The organism is Microvirga aerilata, from assembly GCF_016743775.1.
GTDB classification, from domain to species: Bacteria; Pseudomonadota; Alphaproteobacteria; order Rhizobiales; family Beijerinckiaceae; genus Microvirga; species Microvirga aerilata.
Genome location: NZ_JAEQMY010000067.1, coordinates 1 through 21,494, shown reverse-complemented (window position 1 = coordinate 21,494; position 21,494 = coordinate 1). Strand labels below are relative to the sequence as shown.

Below are 21,494 nucleotides of genomic sequence, written 5' to 3'. Positions count from 1 at the left end.
AGCGTGTCGCTGGACGAGCGCTTCTCCTACACGATCAATGCCAAGGGCAGCGACCTTGAGGTCACGGTCTTCGCGGACGGCCAGATCTACAAGTCGGTTACCAAGATCAACAGCGTGTGGCAGTCGGATACCTTCTACTTCAAGGCCGGCGCTTATCTCGGTGCAAACGAGACCAATGGCTCCGGTTACGGGCAGACCTCGTTCTATGCCCTGAACTTCAACCACAACGGCACCGTCACGGCTCCGACTCAGCCGACCCAGCCCACACCCACCGCAACGGACGATCCCGTTAATGCGGTTGACGACACCTATGCTACGACCAATGGTGCCGTTCTGACGATCAACGCTTCCCAAGGCGTTCTTGCCAACGACACTGCGGCGGATGGCGGCAAGGTTGCAACGGCAGGGACCTTCAGCACCGCTCAGGGCGGCAGCGTAAAGCTCAATTCCGATGGCTCCTTCGTCTACACGCCGAAGGCCAACTATTCCGGATCGGACAGCTTCAGCTACACCGCCAAGGATGCCGATGGGGACTCCGACGCAGGCACCGTCACCGTCAAGGTTGCCGATGCGGCGGAGCAGACGACGACCCCCGTGACGACAACGCCGGTGACGCCTACGGCACCCACGACCTCCGTGCGGCCTGCCACCACGAACACTCTCACCGGCACGAGCGCCGCCAACAGCCTCACGGGCACGTCCGCCAATGATCTGATCAATGGCGGCGCCGGCGACGACAAGATCTGGGCGAAGAACGGCAGCGACGTACTGATCGGCGGCGCCGGCAAGGACACCTTCACCTTCGATACAAAGCCCGGAAGCAGCAACGTGGATATGATTGTCGACTTCAATGTGGCCGACGACACCATCCGTCTGAATGACACGGTGTTTACGAAGCTCAAGTACGGTCAGCTCTCCTCGAGCAGCTTCGTTACAGGTGACAAGGCGTTGGATGCCGGCGACCGGATCGTCTTCAACGATAAGACAGGTGCGCTCTCCTACGATGCGGACGGCACCGGTTCAGCCGCAGCTGTGCAGTTCGCGATGATCGAGAATCTCGCCAAGCTCACTGCGTCAGACTTCATCGTCATCTAAGCCAGTCTTCATCGACATTGCCGAAGCGGCTCCGGGTCAGCCCGGGGCCGCTTTCCTTTGTTCGCACAGGATGCCTGAGACGGAACGGACTTCCGTTAGAGAATTGCGGGAAGCATGTCCCGAAGCGGTGGCCGTATCCGAGCTCCCAACACTTGCTGCGTCCGTTCACCCGCTGAACTCGTTCTTCATCGGCTGGGTGCAGACCTCAAGGCGCTGAAGGTGTAAATGGCGAGTGCAATCCAGATCAGCCCGAAGGCTACCGCGTCGACCCAGCCAAAAGCCTCCCCATAGGCGAAAACACCAAGTGCGAGCTGACCTGAAGGCGCGAGATATTGCAGGAGACCGATTGTGGAAAGCTTCAACCGCTGGGCAGCGGCCGCAAACCAGATGAGAGGGGCGGCCGTGCTGAGGCCTGTCAGAACAAGCAGCAGGTCGAGTTCCACATCTCCTTTGAACGCCACGGCGCTTCCATCTGCGAAGGTCATCATCAAATAGACCAGCGCCAGGGGGGTCAGCAGCATGGACTCGATGCAAAAACCGACAAGCGGGTTTACCGGCACGATCTTTCGCACAAGGCCGTAACAGCCGAAGCTGCACGCCAAGGCTATGGCGACCCAAGGCATCTCGCCCGAGGAAACCGCAAGCACGATAACTCCTATTCCGGCGACCAGGCAGGCCGCAACCTGCGCCGGATGAAGTCTCTCCCGCAGGAAGAGAACACCCAGCACCACGTTCAGGAGCGGATTGATGAAGTAGCCGAGACTTGTCTGGACGAGATGGCCCGAATTGACGGCCCAGATGTAGATGAGCCAGTTGATGGCGATCAAGCCGGCTGAGAGGCTGAGGAACGCAAGGCGCCTGCCGGAAGTCACCGCCTCGACAAGGCTGCTCCATTGCCGAAAGACGACGATCAGCCCAAGTGCGAAGACACTCGCCCATACAATGCGATGAGCCAGGATCTGGAGCGCCGGCACGGATGAGAGGAGCTTGAAGTGCAACGGCACCGCCAGACCCCACATGAAGAATGCAGCCAATGCGTAAAGAACACCGATCCGTGTGCGCTTCGCCTCAACTCCCGTCGGTTCTGAATCCATTACAATCTTTGCCCTTGCTCGGCATTCAGATCCAGGCGCTCTGCCGCCCAGGCTACCGTTGGGTCTGGTCTGAGCTCCATGGATAAGTGGGTGATCGTCTATAGTCGACCTGCAACTTCCATGCCGGCCTTATGGCAGCCTAGCCGCATTTGGCGAAAACGATTTTGGGGCGAGGACGGCGTGCGTGTCGTCTTCCCAAACGACAGAAGTATTCTGGTCGCCGCGAAGTTGGTCGAGGATCGCCAACTGCTGAGCTTCGGGAACCTTCCGAATCACCACGAGAGCCTCTTGGCCCAACAGGCGCTTGGCCTGTTGAAGGCTGCGAACGTTCGGAGATTGCTTGGCCGTATCGGACCGCAAGTCCAGAAGCAATGTCATGAGCCGCGTCTTGTAATATGCCACTGGTCTCCCGCCGCTGTTCTGAGCAATCCAGTCCGCAAGGCTGCTCATGGCAGGCGTAAACAGAGTGTTCTCCCTCGCCGGGGCCGTCATTAGTCTCGGAATGGCCAATGCGTATACGACGAGGAAAGGAAGCGCAGCCAGCACAGGAACAGCCCTTGGCGAGACCCTCCAGGAGACGAGCAGGTGCTCGGCAGCGAACAAGACGTAGAAGATGTAGATCGGCGCAAGGGGCAGCACATAGCGTACCGGCACCCCACCCACGAGCAGGAACATCGAGATGAGTGCCAGATGGGCCGCAAAGAAAAGCTTGTCGAGGGAAAGATAGCGACGGTGCATCAACACGCCGGCCAAGAAAACGCCTGCAATCGCAATGGCCAATGGCCCGGTGACGAACGTGAACTGGCCGATGGAGAGGCTCCAGATGGCCTGTCTTTCCATAGCTCCCGGCGTGAACAGGATCTCCGCAAAGCCGAAGAAATAGCTCAAGAACATATAGAAGTATGCGGCCAGGAGGCGGGCCCCACTCCAGCCTCCGGAGGCTCCCTCCGCCGTGTTGGCAGCGTGTCGGAAGTTCGACCGCAGGTCGAAGTTCAGGCTCAGCAGCAGGTCAGTTCCTATAAGGAGAGCGACACCGAGAACCGGCAAGAGGAGATACCTCCATTGCCTCTTCAATCCGAAATACACGAAAAGCGCAGCATAGAGCGCGAGAGCCTCGCTCCTGATCAAGGCCGGCAGGAGAATATAAAGAGCATATCTGCCCTGAAAGGCCTCCTCGGTGAGGCGCTTGGCGGAGAATAAGGCCAGCATCGCACCGGCGGCATAGAGAATGTTGGGAATGCCATTCTGCTGGAAATACAGCACGTAGGGCGTGAAGAGTACGGCGATGAGAAATGCATAGGCCACTCTCTCGCTTTTGAAATCCTGGCGGAAAAAATGGAATGCCGTGACGGCTGTGCCAGCCCAAAGCACGCTGTTCAGGACCGCATAGGCATAGGCATTCACCCCTCCCAGCCAAGTCAGGGCGGCCAAGAGAACCGAATAGAGAGGTGGGACTGAAGGAAGACCAGAAACAAGGTGATCCCAGGAGCGTCCGAGCAAAAGGTTGCGGGCCTGGATCACATACTGCCCGAAGTCGCCGTCGTGGTTCTGATAGCTGCCGAGAACGAAGAGCGCAGAGAATAGGACGAAAGCCCCAGCAAAGCCTATTGGAATAATACGCTCTTGTTTCATGTGAAGTGGATCCAGACCTGAGGCACAATTACGTCGCGTGCAATAGATCCAGGTCAGCAGCTTTGTCCAGAAGACGGAAGAGAGGAGACTTTTCGAGGAAGCGGCGATCACCTTGGAGGGATGCGCCCAAACAGCGCCAAGGAGCTTTCAACCTGCGAGGCTTAAACCTTTGATTTTAGTGGTACAGCCGCCCCGGCTCGAACGGGGGACCCCCAGATCCACAATCTGAAGACTTACTTATTGCAGGATGCATCAGGAGCCGTCACAAGCCTTGTCATATAAGCCTTTTCAACGATATACTCTCAGATGATCGCATCAGAAATGATCAGGACTCTTCCCCAGACTGCTCCCCCTGAGCTCCCCCATAAGTCAAATGCGCCTCACTAAACAGACAATCGCCTTGCTCAGTCTGCCGCCCGGCAAAACTGAGTTTGTAGCTTGGGACGACGCCCTCCCCGGCTTTGGTGTCAGGCTACGTGAAGGTCGCCGCGCTTCCTACTTCGCACAGTTTCGCGTAAATGGCCGCACCCAGAAGAAGTCGCTGGGGTATGTGGGTGTTACTACGCTCGAGGAAGCGCGCAACGCTGCCCGTGACCTTCTCCACGCTGCTCGCCACGGGCATAATCCCAAACTGGCCAAGGCAGAAGCGCGGGCCAAAGCCGCTCTAACGGTAGACGCCCTTACCAATCGTTACCTGAAGCACGCCCAGACGCGCCTAAAGCCTCGGAGTTTTAAGGAGGTCGAGCGCCACCTCAGAAAACATTGGGAACCACTCCAGGCTCTTCCCGCAGCCAATTTGAAGCGAGCCGACGTCGCTGCACGCCTCCAGGAGATCGCCTTAACAAGCGGCCCCACCGCCTCTAATCGAGCGCGCGCCGCTCTCTCTGCCATGTTTGCTTGGGCTGTTGCGAATGGTCTCAGCGAGCAGAACCCGATCATTGGCACGATCCGTGTGGCCGACGAAGTGTCTCGCGATCACGTTCTGAAGGATGATGAACTGGCGGCGATATGGAACGCTTGCCGAGACGACGACTACGGTCACATCGTTCGCATTCTCCTTCTCACGGGCCAGCGGCGCGATGAGGTTGGTGCAATGGCTTGGGATGAGCTCGACCTCACATTAGGTTTATGGATTATCCCAAAAGCCCGAACCAAGAATGGACTTGAGCACGAGGTGCCCCTGAGTGCACCGGCGGTTGCTATCCTAAGAGGCAGAGCGCGAGCCGATCGCAAACTAAGTTTTGGAACCGGATCAGGTGGGTTCAGCGGCTGGTCCGCTTCAAAGAAGCGCTTGGACGCTCGCATCAGCAAGACAGCAGCAACTGTGCGGCCGTGGCGCCTGCATGACCTGCGCCGGACGATGGCCACGCGAATGGCGGATGAACTACGTGTCCTGCCGCATGTTGTCGAAGCCATTCTCAATCACCGTAGCGGTGTCGTGAGCGGCGTCGCAGCTATCTATAACAGAGCAAGCTACAGTACTGAGAAGCGTGAAGCACTCGAGAGGTGGGCAACGTATATCGATAGCGTTCTTGAACGGTAATCAGCCGCGCGTCAGCGCCGCCTGCGCTGGGGGCAGGTTCCTCCGAAGCGCTGCGCCTCTGCTCAAGTGTTATCATCGGCTCCCGTCAAAAAAAGCGGTAAATCCTATGAGCGCGCGCGGCGAGTAGCCTTCGATGGGCCGCTGCTACACTGCGCAGCCAGATGCTTTTGGGGGTGAAACTGTCTCGCCCAAAAGTGGGCAAAAAATAGCTCTTCGCTCTGCGTTACGTCCATCCAACACAGCTTCAGGCTAGCTGATAACTAAGTTTTTCCGCGGACTGCCAAAAATAATCCGGATAGCTAAGTAATTTAGAACTATCATAGTTCTCATACATAAGTATTTACGAGATAACTACGATAACATCAGCAAAGCTATACTTTAATCTGTTGTTGACACCCCCAATTTCGAGGGCTAAATACGTTGACATCGCCGACAATAGCCGAGGAAAATCACAGCCGTGCCCAACCAACACCAGCTGCTGTCCAAGAAAGAGGTTGAGAGCTTTACGACACTCTCGAGCGCTCAGATCGACCGCTTAGAGCGCGCGGGGCTGTTTCCGAGGCGCCTTCGACTGAGCACTCGCCGTGTGGCTTGGTACGCAGGGGAAGTCTCGGAGTGGCTGAATAGAAGCCGTGAGACGGACATTCGAGGCAAATAGCGCCTCGCCTGCATAGAAGCGTCTTCCGCGGCACAGTAGCCAATCCAACTACCGACCGACAGCAAACCACGCCGGCCATTTCCCGGCGACAGAAATACAATTCTAAGGAGTTCATCCGGATGACGAGCAACAACAACGCCCAACTCGACGAAAATCTGGTCTGCGACCGGGACGACATACATCTGCTGCTGGTGATCCCTGGTCAGCTCGGACCAAACGGCTATCCACTCGGGTACATGTCAGACGGCTCTATAACCGAACTCATGCCAGACGAGGAGGAAGCGACCGCCACCCACGCCTCGACCCTTGTTCGGGGTCAAAACGAGATTTCGCTCGCCTACAAAAACCTCTGGGAGCTCGTATGGTATCAACGTCATCAGGAGAGCCTTCATCAAGATCGCTTGGCTCGACCACTCACGCCCACTGAGGCTGAGATTTTTGAACGCGCCAAGGAAACAGCGCAACGCATAAGAGAGACACACACTATCGAGGAGCTAAATATCGATGAGTTCGACTATGGCTTAGTGAGTGGAAGAATGTCGGCACTGGCGTGGGTCCTTGGCACAGACTGGGACGAGTCATTGGACACCTAGAGCCAATTTGTCACGATGCGTTTGGTAGGCGCTGCCAGGATCGGTGCTTCTAACTTTGCCGGTAGAAGGCAGCGCCAGAGTGAGGCCCAGGCTCACTCTGGCAACGGAATTCACGCGGCCGGAATGCGCCAAACGGAACACAGCAGACGCGGTAATCGAGACGGTTAAAGATTATCTCGGCTGCTTCCACTAACCCCCAAGAATAAAGATGAACAATATGGGCAAATGGCTGTCTGATCCCACTGGAAGTGTGGGCTTCGTCGCGCTCATGGAGAATTCGAAGTTGGACCCACAACTCGTTCTTTACCCAGTAAGGTCCGAATGGTGTCCGCAGGGCGAGGCGGAACGTGAGAAGGCGAACCAATGGGGCACGAATAAAGTCGGGCACGACGGGAACCAGCTGAGTTCTCAGGCCATACACGACAGTGTGGTTTTCTCGTTGGCGCACTGGTTTCGCGAGTCAGTCCGCCACCCGTGGATGTACGAGGACACACACGTCCTTCCGAAGGAATCGTTCTTGCCGGCCATTGCATACGCTGTGATGCTGGAGGCTAGGTCACCTTACGTTTTGCTCTGTAAAGCCCATCAGAAATATTACAGAATGATCGCCCACAAGGGCGGGTCTCGCGAGGAAGCCGAAGAGTTCTTCGACAAGCTGGCGACACGATATACACTCGACCACCTGAGCAAAGAGCACGGCGGCAACGATTATATTGGCTGCTGTATGCTTTATGACTCAGAGGCCATTGAATACGACGACGAGGACGCGTACGACGACCGTTATGGTGAGGAGTACTCGTCCATCCTCATCACCAGAGAGACGGAAGGGCGCGCCGAACGCGAGCTGAAATCCACGCATGATACCTTGCAAGCGTTACCGAGCCGCAACGTAAACATTGCTGATGCCCTCGCCAGTTTGATCAATCAAGCAGTGCGCGGCAGCATCGACGCAGAGGTGTTGTCTCATGCGTTGATGATGGAATTGGATGCAGCCTTGATCACGATCGATGTAACGGAACCAGACATGCCCGTGATCTACACGTTTTCAAAGGGTGCTTGGAGGATGATCGACACGCACGTGGAGCAGAACAGGCCGAAGCGCTTGTTCTGAATGAGAGTACGAGCGGACGCAGCTTCCGCGCAGCACTCTCTCGAAAAGGTTCCCCGCGTAAGGGCATTCCCTAATATTACATTAGGAGACAAGCCTACGTGGAGAAGAAGACAGCATCTGGCCCTTGCTGCGCAAAACTCGACGGAATCCACCCCAACCTTCGGCGTTAGCTCAAGCAGAGAAACCTGGATGCGCTGGGAGACTGTCACTCCCGCAAGGGCACCCTGTCTCGCCCGAGGGCTGCAACCCTCAATGCAATCTCAACTATAGATGTGTTTCCCCGATGACGATCGACCCCAATTGCGCTGGCGTGAACCGTTGGCCAGAAACCGATTTCCATATCCTGTTGCTATCGCAGGCCGGGAGGCAGCAGCTATCAGCGATTTTCCGTCACAACAAGCGGACTGCCAATCGCTCTCAGTTCCTAACCTTCCTTCGTCAGAACGCCTTCAACACCCGAGCAGGTACGTATTTTCCAGTGAGCGATCGGGTCCAAATCCGTGGCAAGCTGCCGTTTCAATCGGACCTATTCGCACAGAAATCGCTCTCCTTTCCGAAAGAGCCTTTGCCGGTGTCGTTCTTTTCGAATGCTCTGGTGATTTCAAAAGACTTCGGTAAGCCGGACTTCATTGCAGAGGCAGCCCTTCCGCCTCGTGACAGGATGACCAACTGCGGTGCCGTAGTGGTCACGGTGGAGTTCGATCCGGCCACCAGGGGCCAGTTCGAGGAAATGTTGTCATGGACTCGGGGCTCGGGTGGCAAGTTTGCCAACTCGAAGTTCGCCGACGTTGATCGTGTACTTTGTCGGCACCGTGAGTACCGGGGTTACACGATCGTCTACTCTGGGCGAAGCTCATTACACTTCCACTTTGTGTTCTCCACCGCCCATATCAGGGCTGTTGCATTTGACTCCGAGGCAGATGAACGACGGCTGCGGTCTGAAGAGGCGTCAGCACTGATGCACAACGTGCATGACCGTTATTGGGATCGGGCAGCCGAGATCGTTACGCATGAGCTTCAGCCGAGCTTTTGTCCGGACGAGAAGATGCGAAACGCAACGCAATGGCGACGCCTGGGCGGAGGTGTGAGACAAGTCGAAAAGGAGACTCCGTTTCTCGGCTTGGAAGTTGGAATGCGTGTGCCTCAGCTCATCGTGGCTGAGAACATCCGGGAGCGAACCCCCCGAGCTGCGGACGGGTACCTTGTCTCTCCCGACATCACACTGTCGAGCCCGCCTCCCCAGCGCCTGCGCAGGCTATCCACTCCCCTGCCCTATGCCAGCTTCTCTGATGCTGCGATTGGGCTGATGCAGGACCTCTGCAGCTCAGAATGGGGCAGCGAGTATCCCATGCCGGTCGCGATCGGCCAGCAGAACGGGGACGTCGTGGTTCGCTTCAAGAACCATGCTGTGGATCGGAGTCCGTCTACAGTTTGCATCGGGCAGCATCGGAAGCTGCTTTTGGCAGGTAACCACGAACTTAAGGGTGACTTTTACCTCCCCGACAAGATGACGGCGGACGAATTTGTCCGCCACGTTCAGCTCCGTTGTGGTGCTGTGTCAGATCCAAAAGCTCCGATAGCGGCGCCAAGTGCAATCCCTCCTGAGTTCCAAGTTCGAAAGCCAGTCACCTGCTTGGCTGACCTCCGAAAGCGGTCTCGTGAGGGCAGCGATGCTCTGACCGACTATATCGCTCACCCCTTTCGAGGCATTCTCCAAGACACGGATGATCGTGAGAGCCGCATCGGAAAGCTGCGGGACGCGTTGCCTGACGTTGTGGGCCGGCTTCGGGGCACGAACAGCAACTACCTGCTCCAGCTCCAGGAAGGCGCCGCCAAGTCGACGGCGCACTTCAAACTCATCAAGTCGGAAGCGATCTATAATGCGATTGAGGATGGTGTCGTCGGTTTCGAGAGCTTCACAGCCTTCGCTTCGCGGTCGGGAGTGCAGGCTGAGGAGAAAGCGAAGGAGTATGAGAAGCTGACGGGCGGAGATGCGGTCGTGATTAAGCCTCTGCGGCGTACGTACGAGCAGATGTGCCTTGAGGAAAGCGAGAAGCCGATTCAGGATTGGGAGTTCAGGGATGGCTCCCTCCTGGGTCGGCTGCAGACGATTAAGCTCGCGCAGCCCTCCGTCTACATAAGGTTGGAGGAGTATCGGAAGGCTCTGTGGCGTAGAGGCTCACGCAATTTGTACAATAGCAGTTCAACAATCCTGTTCATGACCCACAGCATGGCGCAGTTTTGGGCTCAATCACGCTTCACGAGGCAGTTGTTAAATCCGGGCTTCGATCCCGGACGACCGGATAACCAAATGGCGGAACGCTTCGGGTCGGAGTTCAGGTTGTCAAACGTGATCTATGACGAACTCGAGGCTGACGGCTTCATCAATCTACTCCGTGAGGATCTCTTTAGCTTAATCGGCCGTGAGCAGAGGCGGTACCAATCCTGGCGCGACTTGCCTCGGGGCCAGCGGTTGGACGCATTCTCCTGGCTGCTTTCGGACAAGGCCATTCCCGGTAGGCCCCTAAGCTTCGAAGAGTTCGACAGTCTAATGCGGCTCGATATGAAAATGCTCGAGCGACTCGAAGTCAACTTCGATGCGATCCCTTACGGGTACGACAACAAGCCCAATGGCCTCTATAATCGGACACATGGGAACGTGTTTTATGTGGGCCAACAAACCTGGTTCTCAGCATCCGCGACAAGGTGGGGCTTTCTCACCACTGAGAATCTGACCCGCAGGATTGTCGAAGCTGTTCATGGCCGTATGGGACGGCAGCTTATTTCATTCTCCATGCCGGATGTACCAGGTATTCATCCCATCAGGGTACCTGTGGTGCTTGATCCTCGAGCAGGCGCCGACCAGACGGGCAAAGAAAAAGTTTCTTTGCTCGCGAAGGACATCTGTGATGCGAATCCGAACGCCATCGTCATTGCAGATGGCGCCAAGGGAGTAGACCGTGTGCTCACGTTCCAATCGGCAAAAGGCCGAAACGGCCTGGAGGAGAAGGACATTTACATCGTCCTGACCAACCTCGCACCGGCAAAGTACGAAGAGCTGAACGTGCTGGGACAATGGCTTGGCATCCCAGACGTGATTTCGATGTTCTACCAGGACCAGATCAATCAAGCTGTCGGCCGAAACACGGGCTTCCGTCTGTCGACGCAGCGCGCGGCTAGGACGGTTGTGATCACATCTAAACGATTCTACGCATCGATAATCAAAGCTTTCGACTCGAAAGGTCGGGTTCAGCTTTATCTCTGCGGTGAGAAGCACTGGTAGCATGCGTCTTGAAGTGCATCGGCAGTCAGAGAGTTATCGCACGGAAAGGTCCCCCACGTAAGGCCTTCCTCTAATAATATTATAGAAGGTTGATCTCTTGGGAGAAGAGGCATCTGACGCTTGCTCCGCGAAGGGCTAAGGCCTGCCCTAACGTTTCGTTCCACGCTGCCCGCCCCTGCTGAGGTGCTTGCCACCTTCGTCGAATGCCGGAACAGATAGGTGATCAGCGTCGGCAGTTCAGGCCGTTGCAGCGCTCGTGGCGAGCGCCCCTCGAAGCGCCTGAGCCAAAGCTTCTCCTTAAGTTGCTGGTGGGCCGGCTCACACACCGAGCGCACCTTGATGAGCGACGTCAGCTGCTTCAGCCTCGTGTCCGACCGCAAGTTGGGTAGATAATGTGTGGAATGTTCTCTGGATCCTCCGCGCCTGTGGCGCAGATGGACTACCAGTCGGTTGGCCACCCGAAGCCGTGTAGCGGCCTCTTGGTCTCGCACCGCCACGTGACACGACGCCATAAAGCCTTTGTTGCATGTCCTCGGCTGTCACCGCCTCCTGCTCCGGGATCTGTCTCGTGCGGGATCGGCCGCGAGATGGTGGGGACGTGATTATTTACACGTTCGCCGGATAGGCCTTCTGAGTGCGCATGCTTCCCACAACCTGCGCAGTGTGGCCAATCGTATGCTGAATGTGGTCTGCACCATGCTCAGACATAGCAGCCTCTTCAACACTAAGCCCACGAAGACTTCCTTCCATCGTGTAAATCTAGCCCAACACAGTCAATCAGAACCGGCTTGTTGAATGGTGAGAAACCCCAACAGGTCTCGCGCTGGCTCAGACCAGCAGGCGCTGGTGGCCTTCTACAATCTTCCCGCAAAGAATTGGATTTATCTTGAACCACGAACCCGATTGGGAACGTGTTCGCCATGGTCCAGCGACGCACAGTACGCACCAAGAGCTCGCGGCCGCCTACAATAGCGTGACTGATGTACGGAAATCAGTTGCCGAAGGTGATTGCCGGTGCCAAGTTTAAGGATACTCGCGAGGTCATCCCGATGCTGACATACAACGCAGTTTGATGGGTCTTATAAAAGATTTGTCATAGCTCTTGGAACGCATGAGGGAAATAAGCTTAGATTATCCCGTAGAGCGCTCAGCTCTATGGGATTGTTCAGTGCCATAGATTAGTGGCCGGACTTGAGTACGGAGCGTACTTGGACGGAGGCCATCTTGAATGGAGTGCCTGATCACGATCAGCGGGTCACTCGAACCGGATTGGTTAGCCTTGAGGCTATCTAATGTACTGAGAACGAGTGAGCAGAAGAGCACTTAGACAGGAATAGAGTGAGGAAACCTCAATGAGAAACAAAATATCTTATCGATGTTTTCTCGCTGTCACGCTTTGCCCGATGGTGATCCTCTGTGCGCTGACACTCATTGGTTCCTCTTCCGAGTCAGCCGAGAGTTCATCTGGACATTACCGCGCAGGTTCACCTCTGCACAGCTCCGCTGGTCCTGCGCTGGCAAAGAGCGAGGCCTATCGGTGGAGGCACGTGGCAATAGGAGGTGGGGGGTTCATCACCGGGTATGACGTTGATCCAACGGGTACGACGCGCATAATTCGTGCAGACGTCTACGGTGCCTATATCTGGTTGCCTTATCGGGACAGATGGGCACAACTCGTCGTTACATCTACTATGCCTATGGAAGATAGGACCCAGGATGGGCTTAATGAGGGTGTTTTCGAAATTGTCGTCGCCCCGTCCAACCCTCGCCGGATCTACATGGCGTTAAAGGGCTACATCTACCGATCTGACGATCAGGGTAGAAGTTTTATCAGACCTGCACAATTGCAGCCCGTTCAGTCTCCATTGGTGTTTGATGCCAACAGCGAATTTAGGAACTATGGGCCTTACATGGCGGTCAGCCCCGTCGATGAGAATCTCGTGTTATTCGGGGCTCCTAACAACGGCTTGCTGCGATCGGAAGACGGTGGGAGGACTTGGCACACCATTTCGTCCGTTCCGGCGAGCATAGAAATACAGACAGCAACTGGCAAAGGAAATCCAGGCATCATTCTTTGGTTCGAGAGGGCGGCGAATGCTGAGTATACTGGTCGTATATGGGCAATGTCGCCAGGCCATGGCATGTATGTCTCAAGCGATGGAGGCCACACCTTCTCATTGCTGACGCAACCTGATCAGCTTCAACCGAAAATCCTTAAACGCGGAGTGTTTGCCCCAAATGGTGCGTTCTACGCAGTTGATATGGAAGGCCGCGCCGTTTGGAAATTCGTAGATGGGGGCTGGATCGATCTTACAGAGCGAGTAGGCTCGCCCGCACGTCGGTACGCTGCCGTAGCAGCGAACCCTCGAAACTCCCAAGTTTTTGTCTTTGATGAGGGTGGCGCAACCTACCGGTCCAGTGACGGAGGTTTAAAATGGACGCGCCTACTTCATAGTTCCCGAGTGGGCCGTGGAGATCCTCCTTGGTTACGCGTGAGTAATCAATCGTTCTTCGCTATTGGAGGAGTTCAATTCGATCCTGTGGTGCCAAATCGCCTGCTTGGTGGCACCGGAACAGGCGTATACTATGCTGACGTTCCTGAAAGCGCCCTTGGCCTGGTATGGACCAGTCAAGCCCGAGGCATCGAGGAGCTGGTGGCGAATGACGTCATCCATCCACCAGGCCAGGCGCCGCTGTTTGCAGCTTGGGACTTTGGGGTACATGTAAAGCCTAATCTGGGCATATTTTCGGAAACCTATGGTCCAAAGGAGCGGGTGGTAATTGCTGCTCAGCAGCTCGATTGGAGCCCTTCCAGTCCGAGTTTTATCGTCACGAATGCCTCTGACACTAGGATGTTTTGCTGCTCAGAGGACGGCGATTCAGTCTTGGCTGGATACAGCCTTGATGGTGGCCGGAATTGGTCCAAATTCATGAGCCTTCCACAGCCTCCTGGTACCCTAAGGGATGATCCATGGCGGATGTCCTTTGGCACAATTGCGGTCTCTGCCAATGACATCGACAATATCGTCTGGGCCCCATCGTTTAATAGATCCCCCTTCTTCACCAAGGATCGCGGTAGCAGTTGGGAGCGTGTTGTCCTTGCTGGGGAGAAACTGCCGTTTACTGGATCGCATGCTGAAATCTTTTTCCACCGAAAGACATTGGCTGCAGATCGGGTGGAACCGAGCGTATTTTATCTGTACCACAGCGGGGAAGGCACGAACCCAAGCTTAATTGGCTTGTGGAGATCGCGTGACGGTGGAGCAAATTGGCAGCAAGTCTTCAAGGGCGAGATCTCGCCGCAGAGCCGGTTCAGTGCAAAGCTCAGGGTGGTGCCTAGCCAAGCGGGCCATCTTTTCTTTACCTCAGGGGTTGCAATGGCGGAGGATACGTGGCTGCGGCGCAGCACTGATGGTGGACTGAGCTGGAGTGTTGTACCCGGAGTTGATCGGGTGGACGATATTGGTTTCGGCCAGCCGACGGTTGGTGCGACATATCCAGCCATTTTCTTCTCAGGCCGGTTTTCTGGTACTTACGGTATATGGCGCTCGACAAATAACGCGAAGACGTGGACGCGGATCGGACAATTTCCTGTTGGGACGCTAGACCAAGTAGTGGTGGTCGAAGGCGCTAAGGATGTAAGCGGGCGCGTTTATCTGGGCTACAAAGGATCCGGATGGGTATATGGCGAACCCGACGACTGCAATCCTGCCCCTTATCTGTTCCCTGATGAAGCAGAATGCGTTCGTGCGCAATGAAAGCGCGCTACCTTCGGGTTGGATTTGCTTCAGTTTAGTGGAGAGCGGTTTTGTAAGTATCGGTCAAGCTTTCGAACTTAACCGGACTCATCTAGTCCAATGTCGAATGACGCCGAAGGGGATTGAAGAGGCCGTCGATGTAACGGCTAGTCGCCTGCTTCGCCTCAGCTCGTGTCTGGAACACGGTGCGCCAGATTATCTCAGACTTCGAGGTCCTGAAGAACGTCTCGACGACGACACTGTTAGTACAGTTCCCTTTCCCTGACATCGAGATCCGGCTGTCGTATATCCTCAACTCGGCCTGATATTCGATCGAGCAATACTGGCTCCTGCGATCAGCGCGACGGGTCAGCCCTCACTGGGCCTTCGGATCGCCAGAGCCTTGCGTAGCGCCTCAAGGGCCAGTTCCATGTGCAGCTGGTCGCTCACCGCCCAGTAAATCACGCGTCGGGCAAACAGGTCTGGCACAGCTGGCCTGCCTCCTGAAAAGTGATCCTCCCTGAAGTATGGCTATTGAGCCGAAGGAGGACTGAAGATGGGCAAGAACAGACACTCGGCCGAGGAGATCGTTTCCAAGCTGCGCCAGGTGGACGTGCTGACGGCACAGGGCCGGACGGTGGCCGAGGCCATCCGGCAGATCGGCGTGACCGAGGTGACTTATTATCGGTGGCGGTCGGAGTACGGCGGGCTCAAATCCGATCAGGTCAAACGGATGAAGGAGCTGGAAATGGAGAATGCCCGGCTGCGCCGGGCTGTGTCCGATCTGACCCTGGAGAAGCTCATCCTCAAGGAGGCTGCCTCGGGAAACTGGTAAGCCCCGCCCGCCGTCGCGCGTGTGTGGAGCATGTGATCGCCAAGTACGGCGTCTCGGAGCGGCTAGCCTGCCGGGTGCTGGGCCAGCATCGCTCCACGCAGCGCAAGATCCCCAAAAAGCCGGAGGATGAAGCGGCTTTGACAGCCGACATCATCGCACTGGCCACCCAATACGGCCGCTACGGCTACCGGCGCATCACGGCCTTGCTGCGAGAGGCCGGCTGGCTGGTGAACAAAAAGTGGGTCGAGCGGATCTGGCGGCGGGAGGGGCTGAAAGTACCACAGAAACAACCGAAGACAGGAAGGCTCTGGCTCAACGATGGCTCATGCATCCGGCTGCGGCCGGAGTATGCCAACCATGTCTGGTCGTACGACTTCGTCGAAGATCGCACGCATGATGGCCGCAAGTTCCGCATGCTCAACGTCATTGACGCGTTCACGCGCGAATGCCTGGCCATCAGAGTAAACCGGAAGCTGAAAGCGGTCGATGTCATCGACGTGCTCTCGGACCCGTTCATCCTGCGTGGCATTCCAGGCTATGTTCGTTCTGACAATGGGCCCGAGTTCGTGGCTAAAGCCGTGCGCGAGTGGATCACGATTGTGGGAGCCAGGGCGGCTTACATCGAACCGGGCAGCCCTTGGGAGAACGGCTACTGCCAGAGCTTCAACTCGAAGCTGCGGGACGAACTGCTGAAAGGGGAGATCTTCTACGCCTTGGAGGAGGCAAAGGTGATCATCGAGAACTGGCGCAGGCACTACAACACGGTGCGCCCACACTCATCCCTGGGCTACCGGCCACCTGCACCGGAGGTCCTGCTATCGGCTTCCAAGCTGGCGCCCAGACCAACTCTGAATTAACATCACACCGGGCCACCCACATGGGGCAGGCCACCTGCTCGGGTAGGTTGGGAGCGATAAGGAAAGCCGTGCTGGCTGTCGGTGGTGCACTTGAAACGGCGCCTCTGCAGAGCCTTGAGTCCGTTCTCGCGCAACAGGCGGGCTGTGCGGCGTCGCCCTACCTGCAGCTCGCGGGTCAGACGCGGGCTGCCGTAGTTTCCATGAGGCCGCGCAAAGGCCGATCGGATATGGACCAGCAAAACTAGATCCTCGCGCTGGCGCGGACTGGCGGGACGAGATCGTCAGGTAAAGTAACGGCTACGGCTGGAGCTTACACCCAGACCTTGACACAGGCACATGACGCGAAAGCTTTATTTCGCCGCATCAATGAGCTGGAACCTCATCGATTTTTCTCCTCGGTGAAATAAGCGGCGCCCCATTTGAGGATCCCCCGCTCCTAGCGCAGGATCTCGTTCTCGCGCCGCAGTCGCTTCAGCTCGGCCGCCATATCCTCTTGCTGGCTTCCGGCGGATCGTCGATCTCGCCCTCGCGGCGACGGTGGATCCAGTGGCGCAGGGTGGACAAGCTGCCCCCGAGATCCGCGGCAATTGCGCGGCGGCTGGGGCCGCTGGTCAGGGCGAGCCGCACAGCCCCATCCTGAAACTCTTTCGTAAAACGTGTGTGCGGCATGAAGATTCTCCTCCTTCGTGAAAGGCTCCCCAGTTTTTCGAAGCAAGATTAGGCGGGAGCTGTTCGGCTACATCGAGGGCTACTACAATCGCCAGGGTATTCACTCGGCTCTCGGGTATATCAACCCCAAACAGCCTGCGCGGAATGCGAGCTAAACCCAGTATCATCGCATCAGCAGGGACATCCAAGCCCTACTCCTGGAGAGCTTGGACATCAGCAAGAGCGTTCCGAAGCTCCTGCTCCGCTTGAAACACAGATGCCGTCTCTGTATGCAACCGATCCAAGCTGACCTGCAAAGCTTGGAACTGACGCGCTACGTCAAACCGACGAGCCTTTGCTTGAAGGTAAAGATTTGTGGCACCTGCCAACTTCGCTATGTGTTCGTAGCCCGGATCAGCCGCCCTAGCCTCAAGATGCTGCAGCGCTTCTTCCATAGCCTGCTTAATATGCAACTCGGTTTCCACCACGGTCTCCCTGCGTTGCTTCTCCCGCTCGAGCATCTCGGGATAGCCCTCTACCTGACCAATGCATTCGTCATACCCATCGAGAGCCTGAACATGCTCGGAGACAGCAGAAAGGAGTCGGCTGGTCCAAGGAGCGAGAGGAGTGGTCTCCCCAAGTGATGGCGCCGAGCCCGAGGCAGCACTGCGGTAGGTTATTAACGACATAACTGTCGTTGCGAGAGATCGAAGCGTATCAATTTGCTCGTCGCTCCATTCGCGCGGCTTGGAGTCAATCACACAAAGAGCTCCGAGCGCCTCGCCTTCTTGGGAGACTAGAGGGATACCAGCGTAGGCAATCACACCGAAATCTGTTAGCGCCGGATTGTCGTTAAAATTAGCATCCGTGCGTGCATCGCTGACGATGAGAGGCTGCTTGCTTGTGACAGCATGCCTACAGAATGAGTGGGAGAGAGGTATATCGCGCTCTGGTGAGGTAGGCCCAATTGAACCGACACCGCTCTTCATGAACTGACGATTTGCATCGATAATGGTGACCATAGCCATAGGGGAGTTCGTGAGCTGCGCGGCAATCCGCGTTAGTTGGTCGAAAGCTTCCTCCGGCGGAGTATCCAAAAGATTAGCTTGGCGAAGTGCCGCAAGGCGCTTAGGGTTCGAGAGAAAATCCTGTTCTATCATAACTCACACAGCTGAACCCGACGAGACATTCCAGCGGGTTTTCCCTTATATAAACTATTCCAAACGACGTCGCACCTGATACAAGCGCTGTCAGGCTCCAGCATGTGCTAGAGCAGCGGCGGTTCAGACGAATCCATATCCTGCAGCGGTGAAGTAGTTGCGGCATTCCTCAGCCTCGACCCCGTCGCAGATGTCTCCAATGGCCCGCCAGAGTGCGTCGAAGGTGCGGGCTTCGGCTTTGCGCAGGTGCGCCTTGATCTTGGCAAAGGCCTGTTCAATGGGGTTCAAATCCGGATTGTAAGCAGGCAGGAACAAGAACCAGGCGCCGTGCCTCTTCAGACAGTCTGCCGCCCTCTCACTCTTGTGCGCCGGCAGGCTGTCGAGGATCACCACGTCACCTTGCGACAGAGTTGGAGCAAGCTGGGTCTCCACATAGGCCTCGAAGATCTGCCGGGTCATTGGCCCGTCAATCACCCAGGGTGCTGTCAGCCCATAACAGCGCAGGCCCGCGATGAAGGTTTGTGTCAGCCAATGGCCAAAAGGCGCCTTGGCATACAGGCGCTGCCCCTTGGGACAGCGGCCGCGCAGGCGCGTCATCTTGGTCGAGGTGCAGGTCTCATCCAGAAAGACCAGCCGGTGCGGCTCCTGACGCATGCGCGGCTGGCGCTTGGTGTACCAGTGCTCGCGCGCCTGGCGCACGTCGGAGCGTCCTTGTTCGCTGGCCCGCAGCGTTTTTTTTGAAGCGGTAGCCCTGGCGGCGGAACCAGTGCGAAATGGAGGCCGGGGTGATGTTGGTGCCCAGAGCCAGGAGTTCTGCCGCAAGCTGGGGCATGGTGATGTCGCTCTTCTCGGCCACGCGGCGGATCAGGAACTCCCGGTGCGGGTCGAGCTTGGAATAGCGCCAGCCGCCCTCCGGTTTGGCGGCCAGACTGCCGGTGGCCCGGTAGGCTGCCATCAGCCGGACCACAAAGGCAACCGAGACCTCGAAGTGGCAGGCAGCCGCATGGCGGGAATGGGCGCCTCGACAAAGCGCACCACCCGGCGGCGCAGATCCAGCAAGTAGGACTTGGTCATCGCTCATCTCCTCCCAGAAAGAGGGCTGAGACAAGTGGATCACCAAGCCGCCACGCTGCATAGCCCCAGTGAACCCGTCGGAACTGCCGTTGCTCTAAGAGGCTGGCGAGCAACTTTATTGCTCAATGTAAGTCATTGATCCACCATAGGTTTAGTGCTGGGCCGCTGCGGCGGCTGCGAGCTGATTTACGATCAGGTGGTTGAGCGGACAATCGCCTGGTTAACCATCAGTCGACAGCTGGCCAAGGACTACGAACGCCTGCTCGAGACCGGCGAGATGCTGCTTTATCTCGCCATGAGCCGCATCCTGCTGCGTCGCCTCATGCGAAAGGAAAGATCATTGCTCACCAGTCTCTTAAATACAAACAAGCTACTGATATATGCCACTGTCTGACACATCGGCTTCTGCAAGCCCTCACAAGAGCTTCCCCTACCCTTCAGAGCCACCCAGCGGGAGTACCTAAATATAGACAAGATAAATCGACTCTTCGTTTGTCACACCTGCGATGATGAGGATAATTTACTTCCGTATATGGCAGAATTGCTTGTAGAACCAAACGAAAGGGCTTGGTGTTAACTTGGCAATTTGAATCGTTCGCTGCGAGATATTATGACAGAAACGGCAACTCTAGAAGATCGAAGCTATATAGCGCATGGTAATGCAGAATATGATCCAGGAGCTCGAACTCCTTTACCATGGCGCTCTTCATCGCGTCTCGCTTCAGCGCTGACGCTAGTCTTGGCTGACAGTATCGCATGGATAGCAGCAGCAGCCATTATTTACATTATTAGGACAATGATTTGGGGTCATATTCCCTTGTATTGGGCAGTGTACCCCCTCGGGCTTTCCTGGTTATTCTTTCGTGCTGCAAGCGGGCTTTACCCACCTATTGGAACTTCGCAGCCTGAAGAATTGCGCCGCTCCTTTCGTACCACCGCCACCGCGGCGGTGCTGCACCTAGTAGTTCTAACCGGCACTGACGAACTCACAGCCTGGCGCATAGCAGGTTTGGCGCTCTGGCCAGTCTTATTTCCGATAGCGTACTTCTGTCGCAGTTTCGCGAAGGTGCTCCTTTTGAAGCACAATCTGTTTGGGGTGCCGCATATCATTATTGGGACTGGACCAACAGGACGCCAAGTCGTGAGAGAGATGCGCCGGAATGCTGAACTAGGCATAATCCCAGTTGCCGCTTTTGAGACCTCCACCCACCACGATAGCAAGGTTGAAGGAGTGCCTATAGTTGAATCCATAGATGCTGTGCATGATTTCGATTTCCCCTATCCGGTGCGTCATGCGATCATCGCCCTTGAAAACACGCCGCGGGGCAGGCAACGGACGTCTGAGCTGGCGGCTTCTCTATCAAAGAAATATCCCTATGTGCAGGTATTAACTAATGTTGCGGATATGCCTAATCTTCTCATCCGCCCACGTGCGATTGGTTCATTCCTTATTCTCGAGATCCGCCGGCCAAGCCTGCTGCCCCGGCAACGCGTGATAAAGCGCATACTAGATCTTGCAATTTCTGTGCCTGTCTTTCTCGTCGCTACTCCGATTATTGCGGCAGCGGCTATCGGGGTGAAGATTGTCAGCCCAGGACCAGCCTTCTTCAGTCAGGTTCGTGAAGGAACAAATGGAAAGCCTATCCGGATTTGGAAAATTCGAACTATGGTACCAAATGCCGAAGGGCGGTTGGCGGAATACCTAGCGGCGAATCCTGCCGCGCAGCTTGAATACGAGCGTACTCTAAAATTGCGCTCCGATCCGCGTGTTATCCCGAAGATTGGCCGTTTTTTGCGGCGCATGAGCATTGATGAACTCCCACAGCTCTTAAATGTTATTCGCGGCGACCTAAGTCTTGTTGGCCCTAGAGTGATGCTCAGTCATGAGGTCCAGCGTTTCAGCGACCGTGGTCAACAGTTAAGGCGAGAAGTCCCTCCAGGCCTTACTGGGTTCTGGCAGATCCTTTACCGCAACAACAGCGATATACAAATTTGGGAGTCTGCTGACTCCTATTATGTGAGCAACTGGTCTGTTTGGTTGGATCTCTGGATCATATTGCGTACAGTGCGGGTCGTGCTTACGGGTGCTGGAGCATTCTAGTGGTGTGAGTTAGAGGTTTCTTGGCAGGTCGTCTCTGCGTTGGTGGTGTATGATCCCACACGCTGGAGGCGAT

The 21,494-nt window shown here is 56.2% G+C and carries 13 protein-coding genes and 3 pseudogenes; 10 read left to right on the top strand and 6 right to left on the bottom strand.

The features are described 5' to 3' along the window. Nucleotides 1–1,095 (top strand): cadherin-like domain-containing protein (locus JKG68_RS25005; protein ID WP_202064163.1); only part of this gene is annotated, 1,095 nt, incomplete at its 5' end. 185 nt (nt 1,096–1,280) lie between these two features. On the opposite strand, the gene rarD is transcribed toward JKG68_RS25005, so the two are convergent. Both rarD and JKG68_RS24995 read right to left on the bottom strand, forming a co-directional pair. Then, on the bottom strand, nt 1,281–2,189 hold the full coding sequence (gene rarD, locus JKG68_RS25000; RefSeq protein WP_210346449.1) for an EamA family transporter RarD: 909 nt from the start codon (nt 2,187–2,189) through the stop codon (nt 1,281–1,283). Nucleotides 2,190–2,318: 129 nt separating this feature from the next. Beyond that, nucleotides 2,319–3,821: a glycosyltransferase family protein gene (locus JKG68_RS24995; protein ID WP_202064162.1), complete on the bottom strand. Its 1,503-nt coding sequence runs from the start codon at nt 3,819–3,821 to the stop codon at nt 2,319–2,321. A 373-nt stretch (nt 3,822–4,194) separates the two neighbouring features. Between JKG68_RS24995 and JKG68_RS24990 the strand changes: the two genes are divergently transcribed. From JKG68_RS24990 to JKG68_RS24965, 6 genes are all read left to right on the top strand, one after another. Then, a complete protein-coding gene (locus JKG68_RS24990; RefSeq protein ID WP_202064161.1) occupies nt 4,195–5,364 on the top strand; it encodes a tyrosine-type recombinase/integrase in 1,170 nt (389 codons plus the stop codon). Between the two features lie 457 nt (nt 5,365–5,821). Then, nucleotides 5,822–6,022, top strand: a complete 201-nt coding sequence (locus JKG68_RS34870; RefSeq protein WP_202064155.1) for an AlpA family phage regulatory protein — start codon at nt 5,822–5,824, stop codon at nt 6,020–6,022. Between the two features lie 119 nt (nt 6,023–6,141). Continuing rightward, nucleotides 6,142–6,615, top strand: coding sequence for a hypothetical protein (locus JKG68_RS24980; RefSeq protein ID WP_202064150.1), 474 nt, complete (start codon nt 6,142–6,144; stop codon nt 6,613–6,615). Nucleotides 6,616–6,823: 208 nt separating this feature from the next. Then, the gene (locus JKG68_RS24975; protein ID WP_202064149.1) at nt 6,824–7,726 is read left to right on the top strand and encodes a hypothetical protein; all 903 of its coding nucleotides are present in this window, start codon (nt 6,824–6,826) and stop codon (nt 7,724–7,726) included. A 283-nt stretch (nt 7,727–8,009) separates the two neighbouring features. Next, on the top strand, nt 8,010–11,009 hold the full coding sequence (locus JKG68_RS24970) for a hypothetical protein (protein WP_202064148.1): 3,000 nt from the start codon (nt 8,010–8,012) through the stop codon (nt 11,007–11,009). A 1,910-nt stretch (nt 11,010–12,919) separates the two neighbouring features. Beyond that, nucleotides 12,920–14,767, top strand: a complete 1,848-nt coding sequence (locus JKG68_RS24965; protein WP_202064147.1) for a WD40/YVTN/BNR-like repeat-containing protein — start codon at nt 12,920–12,922, stop codon at nt 14,765–14,767. 91 nt (nt 14,768–14,858) lie between these two features. Here JKG68_RS24965 and JKG68_RS33755 read toward each other — a convergent pair. Beyond that, nucleotides 14,859–15,235: pseudogene (locus JKG68_RS33755) on the bottom strand (DDE-type integrase/transposase/recombinase); the annotation flags it as partial. A 67-nt stretch (nt 15,236–15,302) separates the two neighbouring features. On the opposite strand from JKG68_RS33755, the gene JKG68_RS24955 reads away from it, so the two are divergent. Next, nucleotides 15,303–16,438 (top strand): IS3 family transposase gene (locus JKG68_RS24955; protein ID WP_202064145.1). Its coding sequence is split into 2 segments (ribosomal slippage): nt 15,303–15,567 and nt 15,567–16,438, totalling 1,137 coding nucleotides; the frame shifts between segments, so codons are not numbered across the junction. Between the two features lie 59 nt (nt 16,439–16,497). On the opposite strand, the pseudogene JKG68_RS33750 reads toward JKG68_RS24955, so the two are convergent. The 3 genes and pseudogenes from JKG68_RS33750 to JKG68_RS24935 form a co-directional block, all read right to left on the bottom strand. Beyond that, nucleotides 16,498–17,107: pseudogene (locus tag JKG68_RS33750) on the bottom strand (transposase); the annotation flags it as partial. Between the two features lie 191 nt (nt 17,108–17,298). Further along, nucleotides 17,299–18,246: a GAF domain-containing protein gene (locus tag JKG68_RS24940; RefSeq protein ID WP_202064137.1), complete on the bottom strand. Its 948-nt coding sequence runs from the start codon at nt 18,244–18,246 to the stop codon at nt 17,299–17,301. 123 nt (nt 18,247–18,369) lie between these two features. Next, a pseudogene (locus JKG68_RS24935) lies at nt 18,370–19,320 on the bottom strand (IS630 family transposase). 154 nt (nt 19,321–19,474) lie between these two features. Here JKG68_RS24935 and JKG68_RS24930 point away from each other — a divergent pair. Both JKG68_RS24930 and JKG68_RS24925 read left to right on the top strand, forming a co-directional pair. After that, nucleotides 19,475–19,714: a transposase gene (locus JKG68_RS24930; RefSeq protein WP_312890959.1), complete on the top strand. Its 240-nt coding sequence runs from the start codon at nt 19,475–19,477 to the stop codon at nt 19,712–19,714. Nucleotides 19,715–19,930: 216 nt separating this feature from the next. After that, a complete protein-coding gene (locus JKG68_RS24925) occupies nt 19,931–21,421 on the top strand; it encodes an exopolysaccharide biosynthesis polyprenyl glycosylphosphotransferase (protein WP_202064135.1) in 1,491 nt (496 codons plus the stop codon). The last annotated feature ends 73 nt before the right edge of the window (nt 21,422–21,494 follow it).